A 23587-nucleotide genomic window follows, 5' to 3' on the forward strand; every position below is an offset into this window, starting at 1 on the left:
ATGCATGATACCAATAAAGGCCTGATCGCCTGGTTTGCCCGCAACAGCGTGGCTGCCAACCTGTTGATGTTTTTTATCATCATCGGCGGTTTGCTGACCGCCACCACCATCAGTAAGCAAATGTTCCCCCAGGTTGAAATCAACTGGTTAGAGTTTTCTGCGCCTTATCCCGGGGCAGCTCCCCAGGAAGTGGAAGAGGGGATCACCATGAAGATTGAAGAGGCCCTGGAAACCGTGCAGGGACTGGATCGGGTGATCACTTATTCCAACCGTAACTTTTCTTCCGGTTATTTTCGTGTTGATGAGAAATATGATCCCCAGGTCGTGCTGGATGAGGTGAAATCACAGATTGATTCCATTTCCAGTTTTCCCGACGGTATGGAAAGGCCTACGGTTGAGCGCATTAAGTTCAAACAGCAAGTCATGTATATCAGTTTGTACGGTGATTTAAGCAACCTGGAATTAAAAGCCCTGGGTAAGAAGGTACACGATGAAATTCAACAGCAGCCGCTGGTGAATATCTCCGAGTTCTACAGTGGCCTGGGTTATGAAATCTCTGTTGAAGTCAGTAAAGACAAACTCAGGGAATATGGTCTGAGTTTTAATGATGTGGCCGCAGCCGTGCGCAATTACTCCCGTAATATGTCGGCGGGTCAGATCCGTGCTGAAAACGGCTATATCAACCTGCGGGTGGAAAGCCAGGCCTATCGCGGCCATGAATTTGAAACGATTCCGGTGATCACATTGCAAGACGGCACTAAGATATTGCTGGGAGAGCTGGCCACCATTAAAGACGGTTTCGAGGAAGGACTACAGTACTCTAAATATAACGGTAAAAACTCCGTTACTTTTTTTGTGGGTGCCTCCGGCGATCAAAGTATTACCGATGTTGCCAAGGTGATGAAGCGTTATGTGGCGCAAAAGCAACTGGAATTGCCTGAAGGGGTAAAACTCGATATCTGGGTTGATTTTACCTACTACCTGGAAGGCCGGCTAAACATGATGTTGGACAATATGAAAAGCGGCGCCGTGCTGGTTTTTCTTATGCTGGCCCTGTTTTTGCGTATTCGCCTGGCATTCTGGGTGATGATGGGCTTACCGGTATGTTTCCTCGGCACCTTGTTATTTATGCCGATGGAGTTTATTGATGTCACCATTAATATTCTCAGTTTATTCTCCTTTATCATGGTACTGGGGATAGTGGTGGATGATGCCATCGTGATGGGGGAAAGCGCCCATAGCGAAATTGAGGATAAAGGTCATACCATAGACAATGTAATTCGCGGCGTACAAAGAGTGGCGATGCCCGCGACCTTCGGGGTACTGACCACGATTGCGGTTTTTGTTCCTTTCCTGTTTGGCGAAGGCGAAGGGGCGGCTACCGGCCGCGCGATAGGCATGGTGGTGATCTTATGTCTGTTGTTCTCCCTGGTTGAGTCCAAGTTGATTTTACCGGCGCATTTAGCCCATATGAAAGTGAAAGCCTTTAACCCGAAAAATCCGCTGGATCGTCTGCGTGGCTGGATAGACCGCAAACTTAAAGGCTTTATTGAAAATCAATATGCCCCGTTTTTGAAGATGACGATTAAATACCGTTACTCTGTGGTGATGTTGTTTATCAGTTTCCTGTTGATCACCGCGGGTTTGTTCAGCGGCGGTATGGTGCGTTTTGTCGGCCAACCGAAAATTCCTGAAGATTTCCCGCGCATCACAGTGGAAATGAATGTCGATAGCCCGGAGCAGGCGACCCTGGATACCTTATTAAAAATACAGGGGATCTTGTATCAGGTAGATGAACAAATCGTGGCTGAATATGGCAAGCCGATGATCGATGATATGCAGGTGGATCTGCGCAGCCGTACCAGTGCCAATATTCAGGTGAAACTGGTATTACCCGAGGACAGGGCCATGGATACCTTTGCCTTGTCGGACTTATGGCGACAGGCAATCCCTGCGTTGCCCGGCGTTAAATCCTTTACCATTGATGATAACTTATTTGGCGGTGGCCGTGATGACGGCGATATCAGTTTCCGTCTGGAAAGTAAGGATGACGATCAACTGATACAGGCGGCGGCTGAGTTAAAAGTGAAATTAAACAGTCTTAAAGGGATCGGCGATGTCAACGACAGCCGTCAGACCAGCGCCAAGGAAGTTCAGTTTACCCTGAAACCGCTTGCCTATAGTTTAGGCTTGACCTTGGCGGATATCGCCTCTCAGGTATCTTCAAGCTTTTACGGTTTAGAAGCGCAGCGTATCCTTCGTGACGGTGAAGAGATCAAGGTCATGGTACGTTATCCGCAGGAGCAGCGCAGCTCGGTAGGCCATGTTGACGATGTACTGATCCAGGCCCCCAATGGTGCGGAATTGCCCTTGTCTGAACTGGCCAACATTAGCTTGACCGACGGCGTTACCCGTATTCGCCGGGAAAACGGCAATCGTACCATTAATGTCTGGGGCAGTGTTGACGCCGACCAGGTAGAGCCTTTTAAGGTGGTTAATGATATCCGTGAAAACTTTATTCCTAAGCTGTTGAGAAAATATCCTTTGGTGAAAAGTGAAGTCACAGGCCGGATCCAGGAGGAAATTGAGAATAATAACAAGCAAATGCGCGATATGGCCATTGCCCTTATGGTGATCTTTACCTTGCTGGCGGTGCCGCTGAAATCTTATTCTCAGCCCTTTATGATCATGAGTGTTATCCCGTTCGGCGTGATTGGCTCTGTACTGGGACATATGATTTTGGGTATGGATTTAAGTGCCTTATCCGTATTGGGGATTATGGCCGCTTCCGGGGTGGTGGTGAATGACTCCCTGGTCATGGTGGATTATGTCAATAATGCCCGAAAAGCCGGCATACCCCTGAAAGAGGCGGTAATGGCTGCCGGCAACAGACGTTTTCGTGCCATCATGTTAACTTCGATCACTACCTTTATCGGTCTGGTGCCTATCGTCTTCTTTGAGACCAGTATGCAGGCACAGATAGTGATCCCTATGGCGGTTTCTTTGGCATTCGGCGTATTGTTTGCCACTGTTGTGACCTTAGTGCTGATTCCTAACCTGTATATTGTGATTGAAGATATACGTGGGGTGCTTGGCCGCGGTAAAGCCAAAGTACGCGGATACCTAGGTTTTGATAGCGATGAAGTGCTGGATATATAATTAACGGCACATAAAAAAGCGAAGCCAGTAACTGGCTTCGCTTTTTTTATACCTGGAAGTATTTCGGTTTATATGTTCCGGACATAAACCAAGTACTGACATCCTGTCAGCAATCCTGCGGCTTCATGGATGAAGAGGAGCAGGGTTTATACCTGGAAGTATTTCGGTTTATATGTTCCTGACACAAACCAGGTACTGACATCCTGTCAGCAATCCTGCGGCTTTATTCGTCTTTTATTAACGGATACTTACTTAACGCCAAGTTCTCTTAAGCGCTCAAGCAAATAGCTTTCACTGGTATATTTGTCTGACAACACCACTTCACTGCGCGGGTGTAAAAATAGCGGCAAAGAGATACGAGATTTATCGCTGCCTTTACCGCTCGGGTTAATAACCCTGTGGGTAGTCGACGGGAAATAACCGCCGGAGGCTTCCTGCAACATATCACCGATATTGATGATCAGGTTACCGAAATCCGAAGGTACGTCTAACCAGTTACCGTCTTGTTGCTGCACCTGTAAGCCCGGTTCATTGGCGGCAGGTAATACCGTCAGCAGGTTGATGTCTTCATGAGCGGCGGCGCGGATTGCACCCGGCTCTTCGTCACCGGTTAACGGCGGATAGTGTAATACTCTAAGCAGGGTATTAGGCGTATCCTTGATCATATTCGACAGGTTTTCGGAATATTTGGCGGCGACATCCGCCGGGCTGTGTTCCTGTACCCAGTCCAGCAGTTCGGCGGCCAGATCAGAGGCCATTTTATAATAGTTAAGGATTTCATCCTTAAGCTCCGCCGGGATACGTCCCCAGGGATAAACGTGGTAATACTCTTTAATGTCTTTTTTGGTATGGCCTTTCGCGGTTTCAGAAACCTCAGGACCAAAATAACCGTCCTGTTTTTCAGGATCGAAGGCTAAATCATGCTTTTGTTCTGAATTAAAAAAGGTTTGCCAGTTTTTATAAATGGACTCAACCATTTCTTGTTTAATGGGGTGGTTGATTAATACGCCAAAGCCAGTGTTCCGTAAACTTTCTACGAAACGCTCGGGGGCGTCTTTTGCTGTATAATCTACAACTTGAACTTGCATAATTTTCTCCAAAGGGCATTCAAGCCTACAATTTTACGCTATTTCACGGTTTGAGCAAAGTATGAACTGTCACTACTGTCAGGAAACATGAAAAACTAAGCCAAAAGTTGATTACGATCAATAACAAGGAAATGCTATCTAGTTTAGCCTCTGCTGGCTATAATGCGGCATTACCGGTCGCAGTTAAGAGAGAAATAAAATGAAAAAATCTGTTTTTGTCGTCCCCAGTCTGTTATTGATTTTGTCTGGCTGTGCCACACAGGAAAAAGCTTGTGAAGATATCACCTTGGTTTCGGAGCAAATTCAGCAATGTCAGGCACTGCAGCGCCAGATCGCCAAAGCAAAAGGCAAGCCTATTTTACGCACGGAATTAGAGCGTCGCTATCAGCAAGACTGTGTTGATATTCGTTATTATCGCGATGAGCATCAAATCGCTATTTGCGGCAATAAAGAGAAAATCAAAAAAGCCCGGACAGAGCCTGAGGTGCAGGAAGAGCTGAAATCAGCCGGCAGTGCTGACCGCTAAGCGATTGCCGCCAGCTTTTTTTCAAGTAATAAGAGAAAAGCAAAAAAGCCCGGACAGAGCCTGAGGTGCAGGAAGAGCTGAAATCAGCCGGCAGTGCTGACCGCTAAGCGATTGCCGCCAGCTTTTTTTCAAGTAATAAGAGAAAAGCAAAAAAGCCCGGACAGAGCCTGAGGTGCAGGAAGAGCTGAAATCAGCCGGCAGTGCTGACCGCTAAGCGATTGCCGCCAGCTTTTTTTCAAGTAATAAGAGAAAAGCAAAAAAGCCCGGACAGAGCCTGAGGTGCAGGAAGAGCTGAAATCAGCCGGCAGTGCTGACCGCTAAGCGATTGCCGCCAGCTTTTTTTCAAGTAATAAGAGAAAAGCAAAAAAGCCCGGACAGAGCCTGAGGTGCAGGAAGAGCTGAAATCAGCCGGCAGTGCTGACCGCTAAGCGATTGCCGCCGGCTTTTTTCAGGTAATAAGAGAAAAGCAAAAAAGCCCGGACAGAGCCCGAGGTGCAGGAAGAGCTGAAATAAGCTGTTTCCTTGAATTTTTCTCCCGGGATGCTTCCCGGGAGCTCGAACTCAGTCACCTGACTGATGTTATTTGTTGCAACGGCGTCGGGCAAATAACTAAAGTGATGGCAGTAGTCTTTTGTTTACACTTTGACCATCAAATCTCTCCTTTAAATCTTCCCTTATATCAAGAGTTAAAAAATTGTTGCCGTTTCTGTCTATGAATTCACTAGAAATTTACTTCAGAACAGGTCATTATCGGGTGTTAATTGATAATTTTAGCTAGATAATTGCAGTAGATTCGTTTAAATAATGGGAAATTCAGCCAAAATCACAGGAACTTCCGCCGATCCTGAAAGTTTGCTTGCTCAGGAGCTGGCAGAGACGCGCCAGCAATTCCTGGATTTACAGGCACATCATATGGCGCTGTTTAAACTGACGCAATTATCCCACGATTGTGCCGACTTAAGCGTGTTTTTCCAGGAAGTGCATCAAACCATTGCCTCGTTAATGACGGCAAAGAACTTTTATATTGTCATGTACGACGAAACCCTGGCGACACTGGAATTTGTTTATCATATCGATGAGAAAGACGAAATCCCCGAGGGGACTATCGCCTATGAAGAGTTAGCCGGCTCATTGACCAATTATGTGATTGAAACCGCCGAACCTTTGCTGGCGACCCCGGAATTGATCACTGAGCTGACCAACAACCGGAAAATTGCCCGTATCGGCACTTTGGGCCTGGACTGGCTCGGGGTACCGCTGATTAATGACGGTATCGTGATCGGCGTTATGGTGGTACAGAGCTACAGTGAAAGCACCCGTTACCAGGAGCGCGATTTAGACCTGCTGACCTTTGCCGCCCAGCACATAGTAGTGGCCATGACCCGGCTGCAGGACAGGGAGCGGCTGCAAAATGCCGTCAGCGCCCGTACCCGGGAATTAATGCAGCAGATCCGCGAGCGGGAAAAATCGGAATTATTGCAGGAATCCCTGTTCCGCATTTCTGAGCTCACCAATGACGTTTCCCTGGATATCGAGCAGTTTTATGCCCAGGTGCATAATATTGTCGGCCAGCTGATCAATGCGGTGAATTTCTTTATTGCCAAATACGACAAGGAAAATGAAACCTTAGAGTTTGTTTATTATCTCGATCAAAATTCCCGCGATCTGGAAAAAGATTTCCGGCCGAGAAAATTGGCCAATCATTACACCGAGCTGGTGATCCGCCGCGGTGAAACCGTGTTGCTGACCCGTGATGATATGATGGCGCTTCATCAAAGCGGCGAAACCAGGAAACCTCAGGATGAAACCAATTCCTGGCTTGGCGTGCCCCTGTTCAGCTTTGGTGAAATCCTCGGGGTGATGGTGATCCAAAGTTACCAGCAAAATACCGAGTATACCGAGCAGGATGCCGAATTGCTCAATTTCGTTTCCCAGCACGTATCAACCGCGATCAAGCGCCGTGAGGCGGCGGATTACGAACGCCGGGCCCATGAATTATTGGAGCAGCAGGTCAAGCTTAGAACCGTGGCGCTTGAAGATGAAATCAAGCAAAGGAAGCAGGCGGAAGAAAGACTCAAGCATACCGCCTCCCACGACAGTTTAACCGGCCTGCCCAACCGCAGCGTATTTATCGATTTGCTCAACCATGCCATCGCCTGCCGCAAACGGGATCGGCAGGTGAAATTTGCCGTGTTATTTCTGGACTTGGACAGGTTTAAAGTAGTCAACGACAGCCTGGGGCATCATGCCGGGGATATATTGCTGAAAATGATCGCCAAAGAGCTCAGGGACATTGTCCGGGAAGTGGATACCGTTGCCCGTCTCGGCGGAGATGAGTTTGTGATCTTGATTGAAAACCTGATCAACGAACAGGAAGCCCATGAAATTTCCAGCAGGATCACACGCTTATTGGATCGGCCTTTTACCATAGAAGGGCAGCCGGTATTTATCGGCACCAGTATCGGCCTATTGTTCAGTGACGACAGATATGACAGCGCCGATACCATGCTGCGCGATGCCGATACCGCCATGTATCACGCCAAAGACAACGGTAAGGGCCGCTATGAAGTGTTCGACGCCAGCATGCATTCCAAGGTGCAAAATGCCCTGTCGCTGGAAGTGGATATCCGCGAGGCCATAGGCGCACAGGAGTTTGTCCCCTATTTCCAGCCGATTATGAATCTCTCTTCCGGAAAAATCGCCGGTTTCGAAGCCCTGGCCCGCTGGAACAGTGGTAAACGCGGCTTTGTCTATCCGGATGAATTTATCCCGCTGGCGGAAGATACCAACCTGGTGATGGCAATCGATTTACAGATCATGGAAAAAGCCTGCTTGCAGCTGAAACAGTGGCAAAGCAAATTAAAAGACAAGAATCTGTACGTTAGTTGTAACCTGTTCTGCAATCATTTTTTCAACAAGAACTTGGCGCAGGATATCAGGGCAATATTAGACCGGGTCGGTCTATCACCCCAGCAGCTCAGGGTGGAAATCACCGAGCGCGCTTTGCTGGAAAACAGCGATTTGGTGCTGGCGAATATGCAGTCGCTGAAACAGCTGGGGGTGAAAATCCTGCTGGATGATTTCGGCACCGGCTATTCCAGTCTCAGCTACCTGCACAGGTTCCCTATCGACGTATTAAAAATTGATAAATCCTTTATCAACAATGTCGATGAAGACGCCAACCACAGGGCCATTATCAAAACCATTATTGACCTGGCCACCAGCTTAAAAATGGCGACCGTGGGGGAAGGCATAGAGAATGTAGTGGATGCCCTGCTGTTGCAGCAAATGGATTGCATGTACGGACAAGGTTATTATTTTGCCCGGCCGATGGCGGCGGATGCGGTGGAAGCCTTTATGTATTCGGCGGCCAACCCGGCGCAGACCATGGCATTAAACTGAGCTTAACGGACGCAGCCCGGGCCGGGGTTGCTATAACGGCCTTTGGCCGTTGTGAAAAATAACCTTGCTGTACATCAGCTCTCTCCCCGTAGGTACGGGGAGAGAGGATAAAAAACTTAATAATACCACTCCAGCGTGAATCCCAAATGATCATCATTGCTCAGATAATACCAAGCATCTTGTTTGTCGCTGCTTTGAAACACCCTGACATCCAGGCTGGCCTTGAAACTCTCGCCTATCCGGCGGCTGGCTTCGACAATAAAGCTGGTGGCGCTATGCTGCAAATCTGTGCCTAAGCCCAGCAAAACTTCAGTGCTCTGCACATCATTAAGAGCAAGCCGGCTGCCGAAAAACAGATCACTTTGCATGGCTGCGCCAGGAGAGTCAGTGTCGCCTTCGCCGCGGGAATCCCAGGCATATTCCAGCAGAAAGCCGAGATCGACTGCGCTGTCAAAAACTCCCACCCGGGTATATTCAAAACCGGCCTGGGTTGCCCAGAAATCTTCGGCACTTGTACTGCGGTAAATCGCTTCGAACTTCCAGAGAAAATCGCCTTTGGTTGCCTGTATATCCAGTCCCAGCTGTTCCATCTGACGGTAATATTGCCTTAACACCTGCTTTTCGCCATCCTGGCTAGCCGTTAACTCAGGTTCGCGGTTCGTACCGTGAAACCAGTATGCCCCGACATCGAAATCGCCTATGGTGTGGGACCAGCGTGTTGCCAGATCTAGGTGGTTTTCTCCGGCGCCGGACTCATAGTCGACATTATTTTTGTCTACCGGCAGCGGGCCGCGCAGACGCCCCTTTTCGCCGGAGAATGTTCTTTCCCTGAAACCGGGCAGGAGGTACATGTCAACTATGCCCCAATCCCTGACCAGAGACAGGTTCACCATCTGCTGGCCGAGTTTTTGTTCGCCGTCAAAGCTGTCGACGCCATCCGTCTGGTTGAGCACATCCACCAGGTGCTGAAATTCGGTTACTCCCCAGTACTCCTTGCGTATGCCCGCTTTTAACTCCCAGTCTTTGCCAACGTGGATATAAGACAATTCACGGATATCCAGGTGGGAGCGCTGGTTATCCTCACTGTCGTAGCGGTAAAACGGCTGGAATGTCAGGCTGTCATCACCCGAGTTCCATTGCCAGTACAGCTCCGGGCTGATAAAAAATGACTGCTGGGTGTGAGCGAACTGTTTTGGGTACTGCCCCTGATCAACAAAATAGCGTTGTTCGGTGCCGACTTTACCGGAATATTCGAATTGGGCAGCTATTGCACCAGGTGACAGCAGCATGGCAACGGCTGCTGTTTTCGTTAATTTACTAACAGACATAGGCTTAGTTGGTACGTTTTAAGGCGTTGCGGTTAAAATCTTTCTCGGTCAAGCCTGTGTTGAAGCTGTAATTGAGCCATTTTAATTCTGTGCTTTTGCCGTTTTGATGGTTCACCATGTTCATGCTCAGTGCCCGCCAGTAGTTGCCCGGATATTTTTGGTAGTCGCTATAAGTCAGGGTTTTTAATAAGGAGTTTTTACGGTCATAAAAATCGATTTTTTGCTCCAGGTATTCCTGCTTGTCTACCCATACCACACGGCGGGTGTAACCGGAATTTTTGTCTACCGGAAACTGCTCCACTTTAAAACAGTCCTTGCCGCCGAGTTGTTCTTCACCAAGAAAGTTGTAGCGGTATTTGGCCAGTTCAAACGAGCTGAAGTCTTCAAACGCAAATTCAGATCCCATAAAGGGGCCGGACTTGTTTCGGGATGAAATGCGTTTCACCCGTTTTATCGCCGGCATATACAGCCACTGGTCATCGGCGCCCGTGGTGTGGGAGAAGCTGAGAAAAGCCGTGCCTTTGACATCCCTGGGTTTATCAAACACCGTCAGGCTTTTATCGCCGTCGTTTTCTTGCTCCAGCGATTTGATTTTGATCTCACGCACGCTTTTTTGGCCGTGTTCGTTACTTAATATCATCTGCATATCGGCCTTGCTGTCTCCCCAGCCGATGTCGCGCTTTTTCACTTCGGTGAATATCTCCATGCCCTGCTGCGCCGGGCTAAGCGCCAGGGCACTGAAACTTGCCATCGCGAAGGTTATAGTGGCTAAAGCTTTTTTGATACTGGTGTTTATGGTCATGATTTTCTCCAAATGCTGTGTACTTGATTGCCGGTGAAAATAATGCTCACCGGCAATGTGTTCTGTTATGCGGCAGGCTCAGGGGTGAATTCATTCGCTGCTGCTTTGCTGTTGTGCTGTTTTGACTTTTTGTTGTCTATGGCCATCAGTAGCGGCGGCAACAACAGGAAGTCGATGATCAGGGCAATTAGAATAGTGATGGCGGTTAACAGGCCCATTTCACCATTGAGCTTAAAGCTCGACTGCGCCAGTACCGAGAAACCGGCCACCAATACCAGGGTGGTGATCCACAAGGCACTGCCGACGTTGCCGAAGGCGTAATGTACGGCGGCTTTGGCATCGCTGTTATTTTCCCTGCGGGCATGGAGATACTTGCTGAGGAAATGGACCGTGTCGTCGACGACAATACCCAGGGTCATGCCGATCACCATGGACAGGCTCATGCCTATCTGACCGTCAATCAGGCCCCAGACACCAAAAGCAACCGCCGCAGGCATAATGTTTGGCAGCAGGCTGATCAAGCCATAACGCCAGCTCTTCAGGGCAAAGGCCAAAATAAAGGAGATCAGGATCAGCGCCGCCAGGGTGCCGATTAACATGCTGACGATACTCTTTTGGCCGATATTGGCAAACATAAAGCTTGGACTTGCCAGGTCCAGTTGATACTGGGGGGAATGTTGGGCGAACCAGGCTTCAATGCGCTTCGCCAAGTCGATTTGCTCCTGACTGGTGAGGTTTTTAAAGGTGGCAATCAACTTAGTGGATGATTTGTCAACATTAAGCTGCGAATTCAAATCCAGGCCGTACGGTAAAGACATCTCGTACAGCAACAGATATTGTGCCGCCATTTCCGGGCTGTCCGGTAATTTATACCAGGCAGGGTCATCGCCGTGCATGTTTTTGTTGAGGCGTTTTAAGGTGTCTGTAATGGTGTTGACATGATCGGTTTCCGGCTGCTGGCGTAACCAGTCACTGAGATCCGATACCGCTTTAATAAATTCAGGTTTGTTAATGCCTTCCGGGCTGCCGGACTTTACAGACAACTCCAGCAAGGTCATGCCCGAAAGGTTTTCCTGCATAAAATCGGTGGCGGTTCTAAAGGGGACGGTTTCATCGAAGTATTTGACAAAGTCGTCGTTGATCTCGTTTTTCGGGATGAATAACGCCAGGGCAATAACTACAACACTGACCGACGGCAGCAGCAGCCTACGTTTTTTGATAACAAAATCAGCCAGTTTTGACATCATGTTGCTGGAACCTTGCGGCTCAACTTTTACTTTGACCGGCAACACTGCCAATAATGCCGGGAACAGGGTCACAGAGAAGATAAACGCCAGTATGGCCCCCATGGCAACGATATTACCCAGGTCGTGATATGGTTTGACCTCGGAAAAGTTCATGCTTAAAAAGCCGATAGCCGTGGTAATACTGGTTAACAATACCGGCTTGAAATTAACCTGCAGGCTTTTGATGATGGCCGGTTTTTTCTCGACGCCGCGGCGCATTTCATAAAACATCGAGGCAAGAATATGGATACAGTCGGCGACAGCCAGTGTCAGAATGATGGTGGGCGCCGAGGCGGAAGCGCCGGTAAGATAAAGGCCCATCCAGCCCGCCAGTCCCATGGCGCTGCCTATGCTCAGGAAGATGATCAACACGGTAGAGACAGTGCCGGAGATGGTGCGCAGTAAAAAGCCGATGATCAGGATCACGGTGGCAAACATCAGCGGCACCAGGGTGGCGCCGTCTTTCATTGACGCTTCGGTAAAGGCGTTGTTAAGCATCACCATGCCCGACAAGTGCACCTGGGCGCCGGGGTTTTGCGTTAGAAACTCATCACGCATGTTATTGACAAAAGCGGCCACTTCCGGTACTTCGGCTGCTGGATCAATACCCGGTAACTTTACCGCCACTTCGATTGTTGAAACATGCCCCTGTCCGGAGACCGTTTTATCAACGAGCTGAGGATCGTTTAAGGCGATTTGCCGGATACTTGCCAGTTGGCCCGGGGTCAGGCTTAGCGGATCCATTACCAGGTCTTCAACAATCAAATCGTCTTGTTCGGCATAGGTATATTGAAAGTTGGTCAGTGAGTCTACCCGTGTAGAGTAGGGGACCTGCCAGCTTTTTTCGGTCAGGGTTTTCAGCGCGCTAAGATGCTCCCGGGTGAAGACATTGCCGTCTTTGGGCACGATCACAAAAGTGACATTATCACTTCTGTTATAGATTTTTTGCATGGCATCATAGGCGATCAATTCCGGGTTATTCTCATCGAAAAAGACCCGGTAATCGCTTTTAAAAACCAGCTTTTGCGCACCGGCCGCCGCCAGCATGGCAAAAGTTACCAATGCCAGTATCACCCAGAGCGGATGCCTGATGGTGAAGTTAAAAATTTTATCTCTCACGTTTCCTCCAAAGACTCTGGGTCTTATAATTTAACTTACATGTAAGTAAGTTTTGTTTTTTAAAAAAAACCGCTTTGGGTTTGTTATTGCACTCTTTACTTTATTCAAAGTTATCAAGCATACTTACATGTAAGTAAGTTGGTTCGTTAAAAAAATATCCAGGCTGTTGGTCTGTTTATAACTGTTTGTTATTTTTAAACTCACTTACATGTAAGTAAGTTTTTAGGGCGGAAAAAAGCTAATTATTTAAGGCTTTCAGCCCATTCGGCCAATAAACCGCTCAGTAACTTTTTCGCCTCGCGAACCAGCAATTGGTGCTGTCCGCAGCCGTTTACGCCTATCATTAACACATGGCAACGTGTCGCTTCCCGGTCAACGTCTATGTCGTTGCGGATTTCACCACAATCAACGGCATCCTGGATAATGCCTGTTACTATATTGTGTATTTTGTTGAAGCTGTCCCGTGACAAGATGGCAATGGACTCGGGAATCTCGGGATCCGAGACCAGGTTGATGCAGGAATCTACTTTTGCATCATCACTGTTATCCGGCTGCATCCAGATCATTTCTTCAACCACAGGCCATAAGGCAAAAAAGTTACCTTTATAGACGGAGCGCAGCCGCTCGAATTCCCTGAGATAAAAGCCGACATAGCGACGAGTCACCTCAATAGCAAGGGTCTCCTTGTTTTTGAAATGATAATGCAGGTTAGCCCGGGTAGTATTGAGCTCTTTCGCTATGGTGGCGAAATTAAGCTTGCTGTAACCACCACGCATTAACTGCTGCTCGGCTATTTCTAATATGGCATCTCTCATGGCGGACAAGTTTACTTACATGTATGTCAGTATTCAAGGGGTTTTTATTTAACCGCTGCTGTTGTTTAACATCAGGTGATTCGTTTGTGGCCGTGAACTGTGGTTGACTCTTCTACCGGGAGGGAGCAAAAGAAAAGGAGCCTAAGCTCCTTTTCTCATTTTATGTGATTTATATTTGTGGCTTAGCCGACATTGCTTTCCATGGTCATCAAAGAAGCATTACCACCGGCTGCCGTGGTATCGATAGTAACGGTTTTTTCCGTCACTAACCGCTCCAGCAGGTTGCTGTAGTTGGTTGCCGTGATCAGCGGCACTATTGCTCCGCTGCGGCCGCCCAATATCTCACCGCTAAGTTGTTTTAAACCGCTGCCGTGATCGACCACCGCCCCGGCTAAGCGGCTGTCTGCCAATAAGTCCGGCAAGTGGCCAAGGGCGACTATTTGGAATACGCCTTCAGGCATACCGGCCTGGATCAACAGGCTCTTGATGGCTTCGGCTTCCGCCAGGTAAGTATCGTCTACCAGGGCAAAGACACAGTTGCCGCTGGCCATGGCGGTTAATACCGAAATCAACCAGAAGCTAAACGGCGTTTGCTGGCAACGTAAACAGGCGACCGTACCCCTGGCTTCGAGGTAAAGGATGTTAGACTCACCCGTTGGTCCCGGTAGCTCCTGTGGTTTTTCCAGTCTTTTTTCCATGGCTAACAGCTGGCTTCTTGCCTCGGTTAAGGCCTGCGGCAGCTGTTCTTCCTGGCTCAATACTACCTTGTTGGAAGAGAGCTGGGCCAGTAGCTGGCGTAACACGGAAATCCGGTTGTTTAACGGTGTCTGGCTCCAGTTGATTTCACTGCTTTTTGCCTGGTTTAACAGCTGGCCGACTCTGGCGGAGTTGGTTTTGGCCTTTTCAATGGCCTGCTGAAGTTGTTGCTCCTGCTCAGCTGTTAAGTTGACCTGGACCGGGGTAACGTTTTCTTTTACTAACCGGGTCAGGTACAAAGGACCGCCTGCCTTAGGGCCGGTGCCGGATAAGCCGCGGCCGCCAAAGGGTTGAACGCCGACTACAGCGCCGATCATGTTGCGGTTGATGTAGACATTACCGGCGCGTGAGCGGCTGGCCAGGTAGCGGCTTTTCTCTTCTATCCGGGTGTGTATGCCCATGGTTAAACCAAAGCCGGTGCCGTTCACCTGGTCGATAACCTGCTCCAGTTGATCGGCCTTGTAGCGGATCACATGTACGATCGGGCCGAACACTTCTTTGGTAAGCACGGATAAATCCGAGATTTCATACAGGCGCGGGGTAAAGAAGTTGTGCTGATCTTCAGCTATGCCGGCTTCCAGCTCCGGCCCCTTGCAGCAGTAATGTAAAGTGCCGCGCGATTGCAGGTAGTTGACATGATCATTGAGGGCGCCCAGCGCTTTGCCATCGATTACCGGACCAACGTCTGTGCCTAAGAAGGCGGGATCCCCTAAGTGCAATTCTTTCATGGCGCCGGTGATCATGGAGATGATCTTATCGGCGACATCTTCCTGTACGAATAATACCCTTAAGGCCGAGCAACGTTGGCCGGCACTCTGGAAGCCGGAAGAGATGACATCATCAACTACTTGCTCTGGCAGGGCGGTGGAGTCGACTATCATACAGTTTTGACCGCCGGTTTCTGCAATCAGCGGTACCGGGTCGCCTGAGCGCTCGGCCAGTTTCTTCGAAATCCAGTTACCGGTTTCGGTAGAGCCGGTAAACATGACTGCCTGGATGCGCAGATCCGGCACTATATGCTGGCCGACCTTGCTGCCGCGGGCGATCACCGGGGTTACTACGTCCTGCGGCAGTCCGGCTTCCACCATCAACTCTATGGTTCTTAAGGCAACTAAGCTGGTTTGTTCGGCGGGTTTTGCCACTACGGTATTACCGGTGACTATGGCAGCGGAAACCTGACCTAAGAAAATGGCCAGCGGGAAGTTCCACGGGCTGATACATAAGACTACGCCGCGGGAAACCAGGCTGTTATTTTCAAGCAGCTCTTCGGCACGTGCTGCATAATAACGGCAAAAATCAACGGCTTCACGCACTTCAGCTACGCCGTCAGGAATGGTTTTACCCGCTTCCTTGGTACATAAGGCGATAAGTTCGTCCCTGTGCTGTTCAAGTTTGTCGGCAACCTTAAGCAGGATTTGCGCCCGCTCTTGTACCGGGGTGGCAGACCAGCTGGCAAAGGCCTGCTCGGCGCCGTCGACTAAAGCGGTCATTTCGGTTTCATCGACGTGGCGGATATAACCCAGCACTTCGTTAAAGTTGGCGGGGTTGGTTACCGCTACTTCACCTTCTTTTGCACTCAGGTCTTTACGCGAGGCAAACCAGTTATCCAGGTTAGTGCGCATCGCGGTGATTTCATCGATATCGGTTAAGTCGATACCCTTGGAGTTGATGCGCTTTTTGCCGTATTCGTCGCCATAAAGATCCAGAGATTGTGGAATTTGCGGGTTGTATTTGTCTTGCCAGCCCTGCACGGTTTCCACCGGGTCTACCAGTAAGGATTCTACCGGGATAGCTTCGTCAACGATATTGTTGACAAAAGAGCTGTTGGCGCCGTTTTCCAGCAGACGGCGTACCAGATAGGCCAGCAGGTCGGCATGTTCGCCCACCGGGGCATATACCCGGCACGGTACGCCTTTTTCGCCGACAACCTGATCATAAAGGGATTCCCCCATGCCGTGCAGGCGCTGGAATTCAAAACCTTTAAGCTCTTGTGCCATTTCTAAAATGGTGGCAACGGTATAGGCGTTATGGGTGGCAAATTGCGGGTAGATGCTGTCGCGATATTCCAGCAGCTTCTTGGCACAGGCCTGGTAGGAGACATCTGTGCTTGGCTTGCGGCTAAAGACCGGGAAGTCGGGGTAACCTTCTGCCTGGGTTTCTTTTACTTCGCTGTCCCAATAAGCGCCTTTAACCAGGCGCACCATCATCTGGCGGCCAACTTTTTGGGTCAGCTCACGCACCCATTCGATCACAAAGATACCGCGTTTTTGATAGGCCTGTACCGCGATGCCAAAGCCCTGCCAGCCGTCGAGGTCTTTATCGGCGAATACCGCTTCGATAACGTCTAAGGAAATATCTAAACGGTCGGCTTCTTCGGCGTCGACGGTAAAGCCGATATCATAGGCCTTGGCCGCCAGTGCCAGTTTTTTCAGTCTTGGGATCAATTCTTCCATCACCCGCTCGCGGTGTGAGAATTCGTATCTTGGGTGTATCGCCGACAACTTGATGGAGATGCCCGGGCTGTTAATTGGTCCGCGGTTTTTCGCGGCCGTGCCTATGGCGTCTATGGCGTTAACGTAACTGTCAAAGTAGCGATCGGCATCCGCCATGGTGCGGGCGCCTTCCCCTAACATGTCGTAGGAGTAACGGTAGCCCTTGGCTTCGGTTTCCTGTGCGCGGTTAATGGCGGAGCCGATAGTGTGACCCATAACAAACTGGGTGCCCATGATTTTCATGGCGTAGCGCACTGCTTTGCGGATCACCGGCTCTCCCAGGCGGCCAACGGTTTTTTTCAATAAGCCGAACTGGGATTGTTTCTTTTCATCGGAATAGTTGACCAGTTTGCCGGTCAGCAATAAACCCCAGGAGGAGGCGTTAACAAACAATGAGTCGCTGTTGCCTAAATGTGAGCTCCAGTCGCCGTTGGCGAGTTTGTCGCGGATAAGATTATCGGCGGTGTCGGCATCCGGCACCCTGAGCAGGGCTTCTGCCAGACACATTAAGACGACGCCTTCTTCCGACGACAGGGAAAATTCATTGAGCAGGGCATCGACGCCGCCTTTGCCTACCTGGTCTTTACGGATATTCACCACCAGCTGGCGGGCATAATCCCAGGCTCTGGACTTGGCTTCAACATCAATTTCTGCAATCGGCAGCAAATGTTCAAGTACCGCATTTTCGTCGGCGCGGTAATGGTTGCGGATTGTTTGTCTTATTGTATTTTCGGTGGTTAGGGAGCCGTTAAAAATCATGTGTTCACCCGGAAATAGTCATAATAGGGATAAAAAAATCGATAGCAAATTCTAATCAATCACTGGCAGAATGTGTTGGCGAAATTTCGGATTTTCCAGTATTTTATATGGCATGAATTAACAAATGGCATAGAAAATTCTGAAAGATGAACCAAGTTAAAGCCAGGGTATTAGATCGTATTGATCTGATGATTTTAGATGTTTTACAAAAAGACGGCCGGATTTCCAATGTTGAACTGGCCAAGCAGGTCAACCTCAGTGCCAGCCCATGTCTGGAAAGGGTCCGGCGGCTGGAAAGCGAAGGTTATATTGAACGCTACGCTGCCGTACTCAGTGCCCCTAAGCTTAAATATGGCATGTCGGCCTTTATTCAGGTGACCTTAGATCGCACCACCGCCGATGTGTTTAACCAGTTCAGGGAGCAGGTGGTGAAAATCAAGGAGGTAGCGGAATGCCATATGGTGGCCGGCGGTTTTGATTATCTGTTAAAGCTGCGCTTTGAAGATATGGAGGCCTACCGGGAAATACTCGGGGTGATCGTTGAGTTGCCTGCGGTTTCCCAAACCCATACTTATGTGGTGATGGAGAATGTTAAACAGGACCTGGGCCTGCCGATACTTTAACGGCGAAAGGCGCTTGTTTATGTTTCTTGTTTTACTAATATTTGCAACAAGTTACACTACAATGTATACAGCGGATTTGAACAGCAGAACCAAGAAAGAGAATAGCTGATGAATGCTTATGAATATGCAAGCCAGGCGGACGGATCTTTTGCCTTGCCCGATGCTTGTTTTAAAGTCAAAGCCCTGATGGATGACGAGACTTCCAATGTTGAAGATTTTGCCAATGTTATCAGCGTCGACCCTTCGATGACTTCGAGACTATTAAAAATAGCCAACAGTGCCATTTATAGTTTCCCCGGGGAAATCAGTACCATCTCCCGTGCCATTACCATTATCGGTACCCAGGCCATTTATAATATGATGCTGGTAGATATCGCCAGTTCGGCTTTTAAGCATTTTGCCAACCAGGCGATTGATTTAAAACGCTTTTGGCGCATGAGTGTTTTTTGCGGCCTGGCAACGAAAAACCTGGCGATCAAGGCGGGGATCCGCGATATAGAACGTATGTTTGTTGCCGGTTTGCTGCAAAACTTCGGCGAATTGCTGGTGGCTAACTTTACCCCGGACGTGGCCAAACGCTGTGAAAAATACTCGGCCGAAGCCCTGCCCTGGCACTTGCAGCAAGAACACCTGGGGTATAATTACACGGAAATTTCTGCCGAAATCTTAAAGATCTGGCAAATTCCGGAGAAAATTATCCTGCCGATCCGCCATTTTCACCAGGCCCATAATATTCAAATCAATAAAGATGTTAAAGTCTTGTATCTGGCTTCACGGCTGGCGCTGGTGGACAGCGATCCCGAGGAATTCAGTTATGATGAAACCGTGGATGAGAGTTTGTGCCACAGTTTAGGCATCTATGCCGATGATTTGGCAGAAGCGGCTGAATTTGCCACCGATGAAGCGGATAATATTTTAACGATTATGAATGCCAAGCTTTATTGATATCAAACGAAATAATTAATTAACCATCTTCAATGGTCTAAACATTCAACTTCTTCGTTGCGTTCAATCCCAATAGCCAGCTATTGCCCGGCAAACTGCTCCTGCGTTGCCCTAATAGCCAACATCCATGTCGGGATCAATCTCGCGCCTCGCCTGCAAGGATGCAGGTGCTTAGCTTTAGTCTGGAGCTATAAAGCTGTGAACTTGAATATTTATCCTCATTGAATCTTGGTCACTTATTTATTAGGTTTGATATAAGGCTGTTATCGGCTAAAATCCTGCCCGGTATTTCAAACGTTTACGCAATTACTTACCTTAACTACGAAACGCTTAGTTGTTTTTTTAAACGGCGTTTCCTGCGTTAACCACCTGCATTGCAAGGAAATTTATACAGTTTCACTTTATCGGAACCGCTTTCGTTCCAGACAAGGGAAGACAAGCATGTTAAAGCCTGATAGCATCAGGCAATCAAAAATGATGACATGCCCTAAAAAAATTATAATTAAGGACATTTATGAGTACAGAAAGAGAACATTTTAGTTCCCGCATCGGTTTTATTCTCGCGGCGGCCGGTTCAGCCGTCGGCATCGGTAACCTGGTTGGTTTTCCTGTTAATGCCGCCAAAAACGGCGGCGGTGCATTTTTGCTGGTTTATGCATTATTTGTATTTTTGATCTGTTTGCCGGTGATGATCGCGGAAATGGCGGTGGGCCGTAAAACCGCGAAAGAGCCGGTCGGCGCCTATAACACCTTAAGCGGCGGCAGTAAGTGGTGGAGTCTTCCCGGTTTGCTCGGGGTGTTGACCCCTTTTATGATCGCGGTCTTTTATATGGTACTCACGGTGTGGATTTTCGGTTACCTGGCGATGATAGTTACGGGTAACCTGGATTATCTTGCCAGCGGCGAAAGCTTCAACGATTTTATTACCAGTCCTTACCTGTTTGCCGCCATGGCGGTAGTTGCTGCAATTGTTAATTTTATCCTGGTGGCGGGGGTCAAAGACGGTATCGAAAAAGCGGCAAAAATCTTAATGCCGACCTTGTTTATTATGCTGATCTTGTTGGTGGTTTTTGTCCTGACTTTAGACAACGCCATGTCGGGGGTGAAATTCTTTATTATCCCGGAAATTTCCAAACTGACGCCGTCGGTGATTAACGGCGCCTTATCCCAGGCGTTTTTTTCCCTGTCGCTGGGGATGGGGATTTTAATTACCTACGGATCTTATATTAACAATAAAACCAATATTCCCAACTCGGCGAAAATGGTTGCGCTGACTGATACCGGTGTTGCCTTTACCGCCGGTTTGATGGTGTTGCCTGCGGTGTTCTCCTTTAACCCCAACATCAACCCGGCGGAGCTGAGCGACAGCGGCATATCCCTGATTTTTGTGTTCCTGCCGAAGATCTTTTTAGCCCTGCAGGCGACCATAGGTTATATCGGCGCCAGTATCGTTGCGGCGATCTTCTTCCTGCTGGTATTTTTTGCCGCCATTACTTCCCTGGTGTCGATTATTGAGGTACCTGTGTCTTATCTGGTCGGTGAGAAAAAGCACAGCCGGAAAAAGGCGCTGTCGATTTTATTAATGACCGCGGGGATCCTGACCTTATTTGCCACGGTTTCTTTTGGTATGGTGCAGTTCTTTACCGAGTTTACTTCTTATGCCGGCGGTACTAAATCTTTCTTTGACGTGATTTATGATATTTTCTACGATACGATTTTACCGTTGAACGGTTTCCTGTTGTGTTTGTTTGTCAGTTACCGCTGGAAAAAAGCCAAGCTTTCTGAAGAGCTGGCCAAAGGCAACGAAAATTACCAGGGCTCCTTTATTGAGAAGTATATTAACTTCTCCCTGGGGACTTTTATTCCTGTTATAATTTTCTTCATCTTTATTAATACTCTGGCGCATAAGTTTTTTGCCGTCAGTTTATTTGGCTTTTAGTTCAAACGAATCCATTTGATAAAAGCCGCCGGTCAGGTTACTGATCGGCGGCTTTGCTGTTTTATCCTTAAGTGAAATGACATGATTGAATTTATTACCAGCACAAATTTTAGCGAATGCCAGCGCCTGTTTCACGGCCGCGGCCATGCCTATGAAAACCTGAGCCATGTCAATGTCGACTGGTTGCCGCCGGTGGTCTTGATCACCCTATATCAGGAAGTGGAAGCGAGCTGGTTGGCAGAGCAGGCGGTGGCGTTGCAGGCTTTAGTGCCGGATTGCCGTTCGGTGCAGGTGCAATACCGTTGCCGCGCCATGGCCCCCACCGAAGTTTTGCTGGGAGAGGGCATAGAGCATACCCAGGTACAGGAGCTGGGGCTGAGTTATCATATTGAACTGGGCAAAGCGCAAAATACCGGTTTATTCCTGGATATGCGTAACGGCCGGCAGTGGGTAAAGGAGAACAGCAAAGACTTAAATGTGCTTAACCTGTTTGCCTATACCTGTGCCTTTTCCGTGGCAGCCCTTGCCGGGGGCGCGGCTAAGGTGGTTAATGTTGATGTCAGTAAAGCTTCCTTAGGCAAAGGCCGGGATAATCACAGGTTAAACCGCCAGGATACGGCTAAGGTGAAATTTGAAGGGGTGGATATCTTTAAATCCTATGGCCGGTTAAAAAAACACGGGCCTTATGATTTGCTGATTTCCGATCCGCCGTCTTTTCAAAAGGGCAGTGTTAATATCGAGCGGGATTATGCCAAGATCATCCGCCGTATTCCGCAATTAATGAAAGATGGCGGCCGCCTGATGTTATGCCTGAACTCCCCGGACTTGGATGAAAACTTTTTACTGGAAACGGTACAGGCAGAATGTCCCGAGTGCCGTTTTGATTCCTTTGTCAGCCCGCCTGAGGTTTATCAGGAAGCGCACCAGGGCAAGGGGTTGAAAGTGTTGCTCTTTACTTATTTGCCTTGTGCTTGACCTCGCTCCTGACCTTGTTTCTTACCTGGGTAAGGGAGCGTTTAGCGTCAGTGACGTTGGCGCATAAAGCTGGCAAATCTGGGCACGCCATTTTTGGTTTTTCCGGTATAGCGGTAGGTAATGGTACTGCCTATCGGCGGCGGAAACTCCCGCTCCTGATCACTAAACCCAGTGCCGATTTTAAAAATGATCCCTTCGCTGGTTTTTACCAGCAGGGAGCCGAGTTTATCCAGATATTTTCCCGTGCCCGGATTATGTGCCAGCACGACAGCCTCGGCGTCCTGGTATTGTTTTAGCTTCATCACCAGGGCATTCCTGCCGCTTTGGTAATAGGCATCCCGGTGATGCAGCATTAATCCTTCACCGCCATTATCGACCACCTGTTTGAGTCTGGCCTGCAAACTGCTTACGGAAGGCAGCTTTTCCTGGGAGATCATTTTCAGGTATGGGTTATTCGTTGCCGTGACTATGGCCTGCATGGCCTTGATGCGTTTGCTGAAGGTGCCTTTATGGTCGGGTAAGTCAAAGATCATAAACCGTATCTGCTGCCAGTCTTCGGCTTTGGCCTTAAAGGTCCGCACCGTCGCTGAGACCTGCTCGAACCGGTTTCTGCCCAGCCATAACTCGCCGTCTAATGGTATATTGGGCCAACCTATAGTGAAAAATACCGGAGTTTTGATGATATTCCCCCGGCGGGTTAGCAGTTGCTTGCCGGTCCAGTAGCCTCGGACGCCGTCGAGCTTTTCGCTGATAAAAAATTCGCTGATATTCTCCTGCCCCTGATAGCGGCTTGCCAGCTGGATCTCGGGTTTGGCAGGGGCTTGGTTATCCCCGGCGTGGACGTTAGCCCCGGCGAATAACAGCAATGATAACAACGCACCAAGAGAGCCACCGGCGCTAAGCGGGATTTTCTTCATGAGCAACATCCGTGTTGGTGTCTGATGTAAAGTTAAGTATAGAAACTTTTTTATCGACTAGACTTTCTCTGAGATAAAAATGAATCGGCAGGCGGACAAGGGAGTGTGCACGGATGAAAAATATAGGCGCTTATTGTTTGCTGCTGTCATTTTTATTATTCCTGAGTTTTAGTCAGGGCCTGCAGGCAAAAAAGGCGTGTAAAAAATACCTGGAAAAACTACATCAGGTACAGGCGAAACAAAGAAACGGCAATTCGTTGAAGCAAAGTAATAAATTAAAAGAAAAAGAGACCAGGGCCCGGGATACCTGGTGGGCATGTGAAAATGGCAAGCTAGCGAAAAAGAAGAAGAAAAGTAAAAAACATCAGCGGAAAAAGACGGAAAAAATTGCCAAACTTACCCAGGAGAAAAATAAAGGGACAACGAAAGCCAAAAAATCCCCGGCGACTCCCGTACCTTTTGCCACCCAAAGGGCGATTGTATTAAAAGCGGAATATCAGGGGCAGCAACAGCTGGACTGGCTTGCCTTCTATAAACAACCGGATAAATGCCAGCAGCCTAAGAATATTAAAGTTTTTGCCGCATGCGTTGAAGACAAGCGCCTGCAACAGCAGCTTTTCGAGAAGAATTATCAAAAATGAAGCGCCGTTAAAGCA

General features: G+C 48.7%; 15 protein-coding genes. 8 read left to right on the forward strand and 7 right to left on the reverse strand.

The annotated features are described in order from the left end of the window. Positions 1 to 3159, forward strand: a complete 3159-nt coding sequence (locus QL234_RS20805) for an efflux RND transporter permease subunit (protein WP_281559692.1) — start codon at positions 1 to 3, stop codon at positions 3157 to 3159. 248 nt (positions 3160 to 3407) lie between these two features. On the opposite strand, the gene QL234_RS20810 is transcribed toward QL234_RS20805, so the two are convergent. Continuing rightward, positions 3408 to 4247, reverse strand: coding sequence for a 2OG-Fe(II) oxygenase family protein (locus QL234_RS20810; RefSeq protein ID WP_281559693.1), 840 nt, complete (start codon positions 4245 to 4247; stop codon positions 3408 to 3410). 199 nt (positions 4248 to 4446) lie between these two features. On the opposite strand from QL234_RS20810, the gene QL234_RS20815 reads away from it, so the two are divergent. Both QL234_RS20815 and QL234_RS20820 read left to right on the forward strand, forming a co-directional pair. Continuing rightward, positions 4447 to 4773 (forward strand): lipoprotein, encoded by a 327-nt coding sequence (locus tag QL234_RS20815; protein ID WP_044833854.1) that lies wholly within the window; start codon positions 4447 to 4449, stop codon positions 4771 to 4773. 804 nt (positions 4774 to 5577) lie between these two features. After that, the gene (locus QL234_RS20820; RefSeq protein ID WP_281559694.1) at positions 5578 to 8175 is read left to right on the forward strand and encodes an EAL domain-containing protein; all 2598 of its coding nucleotides are present in this window, start codon (positions 5578 to 5580) and stop codon (positions 8173 to 8175) included. A 116-nt stretch (positions 8176 to 8291) separates the two neighbouring features. Here the strand turns inward: QL234_RS20820 and QL234_RS20825 are convergent, their stop codons facing one another. The 5 genes from QL234_RS20825 to putA form a co-directional block, all read right to left on the reverse strand. Then, a complete protein-coding gene (locus tag QL234_RS20825; RefSeq protein WP_281559695.1) occupies positions 8292 to 9503 on the reverse strand; it encodes a hypothetical protein in 1212 nt (403 codons plus the stop codon). Positions 9504 to 9507: 4 nt separating this feature from the next. Beyond that, a complete protein-coding gene (locus QL234_RS20830; RefSeq protein WP_281559696.1) occupies positions 9508 to 10305 on the reverse strand; it encodes an outer membrane lipoprotein-sorting protein in 798 nt (265 codons plus the stop codon). Positions 10306 to 10370: 65 nt separating this feature from the next. After that, complete coding sequence (locus QL234_RS20835) at positions 10371 to 12710, reverse strand: MMPL family transporter (RefSeq protein WP_281559697.1); 2340 nt, start codon at positions 12708 to 12710, stop codon at positions 10371 to 10373. A gap of 242 nt (positions 12711 to 12952) precedes the next feature. Next, positions 12953 to 13525 (reverse strand): TetR/AcrR family transcriptional regulator, encoded by a 573-nt coding sequence (locus tag QL234_RS20840; protein ID WP_281559698.1) that lies wholly within the window; start codon positions 13523 to 13525, stop codon positions 12953 to 12955. Positions 13526 to 13707: 182 nt separating this feature from the next. Continuing rightward, complete coding sequence (putA, locus tag QL234_RS20845; RefSeq protein WP_281559699.1) at positions 13708 to 17532, reverse strand: bifunctional proline dehydrogenase/L-glutamate gamma-semialdehyde dehydrogenase PutA; 3825 nt, start codon at positions 17530 to 17532, stop codon at positions 13708 to 13710. Between the two features lie 146 nt (positions 17533 to 17678). On the opposite strand from putA, the gene QL234_RS20850 reads away from it, so the two are divergent. The 4 genes from QL234_RS20850 to QL234_RS20865 all read left to right on the forward strand — a co-directional run bounded on the left by QL234_RS20850 (position 17679) and on the right by QL234_RS20865 (position 22014). After that, positions 17679 to 18155 carry a winged helix-turn-helix transcriptional regulator gene (locus QL234_RS20850; protein WP_281559700.1) on the forward strand — a complete coding sequence of 159 codons (477 nt, stop codon included), beginning with the start codon at positions 17679 to 17681 and terminating at the stop codon, positions 18153 to 18155. 108 nt (positions 18156 to 18263) lie between these two features. Beyond that, positions 18264 to 19100: an HDOD domain-containing protein gene (locus tag QL234_RS20855; RefSeq protein ID WP_281559701.1), complete on the forward strand. Its 837-nt coding sequence runs from the start codon at positions 18264 to 18266 to the stop codon at positions 19098 to 19100. A 514-nt stretch (positions 19101 to 19614) separates the two neighbouring features. After that, positions 19615 to 21039, forward strand: a complete 1425-nt coding sequence (locus tag QL234_RS20860) for a sodium-dependent transporter (protein ID WP_281559702.1) — start codon at positions 19615 to 19617, stop codon at positions 21037 to 21039. An 81-nt stretch (positions 21040 to 21120) separates the two neighbouring features. Beyond that, on the forward strand, positions 21121 to 22014 hold the full coding sequence (locus tag QL234_RS20865; protein WP_281559703.1) for a class I SAM-dependent methyltransferase: 894 nt from the start codon (positions 21121 to 21123) through the stop codon (positions 22012 to 22014). 47 nt (positions 22015 to 22061) lie between these two features. Here the strand turns inward: QL234_RS20865 and QL234_RS20870 are convergent, their stop codons facing one another. Then, positions 22062 to 22931: a DNA ligase gene (locus QL234_RS20870; protein ID WP_281559704.1), complete on the reverse strand. Its 870-nt coding sequence runs from the start codon at positions 22929 to 22931 to the stop codon at positions 22062 to 22064. A gap of 113 nt (positions 22932 to 23044) precedes the next feature. On the opposite strand from QL234_RS20870, the gene QL234_RS20875 reads away from it, so the two are divergent. Then, positions 23045 to 23572, forward strand: a complete 528-nt coding sequence (locus QL234_RS20875) for a hypothetical protein (protein WP_281559705.1) — start codon at positions 23045 to 23047, stop codon at positions 23570 to 23572. Positions 23573 to 23587: the final 15 nt, after the last annotated feature.

It is taken from the genome of Thalassomonas sp. RHCl1, from assembly GCF_947387555.1.
GTDB lineage: Bacteria > Pseudomonadota > Gammaproteobacteria > Enterobacterales > Alteromonadaceae > Thalassomonas.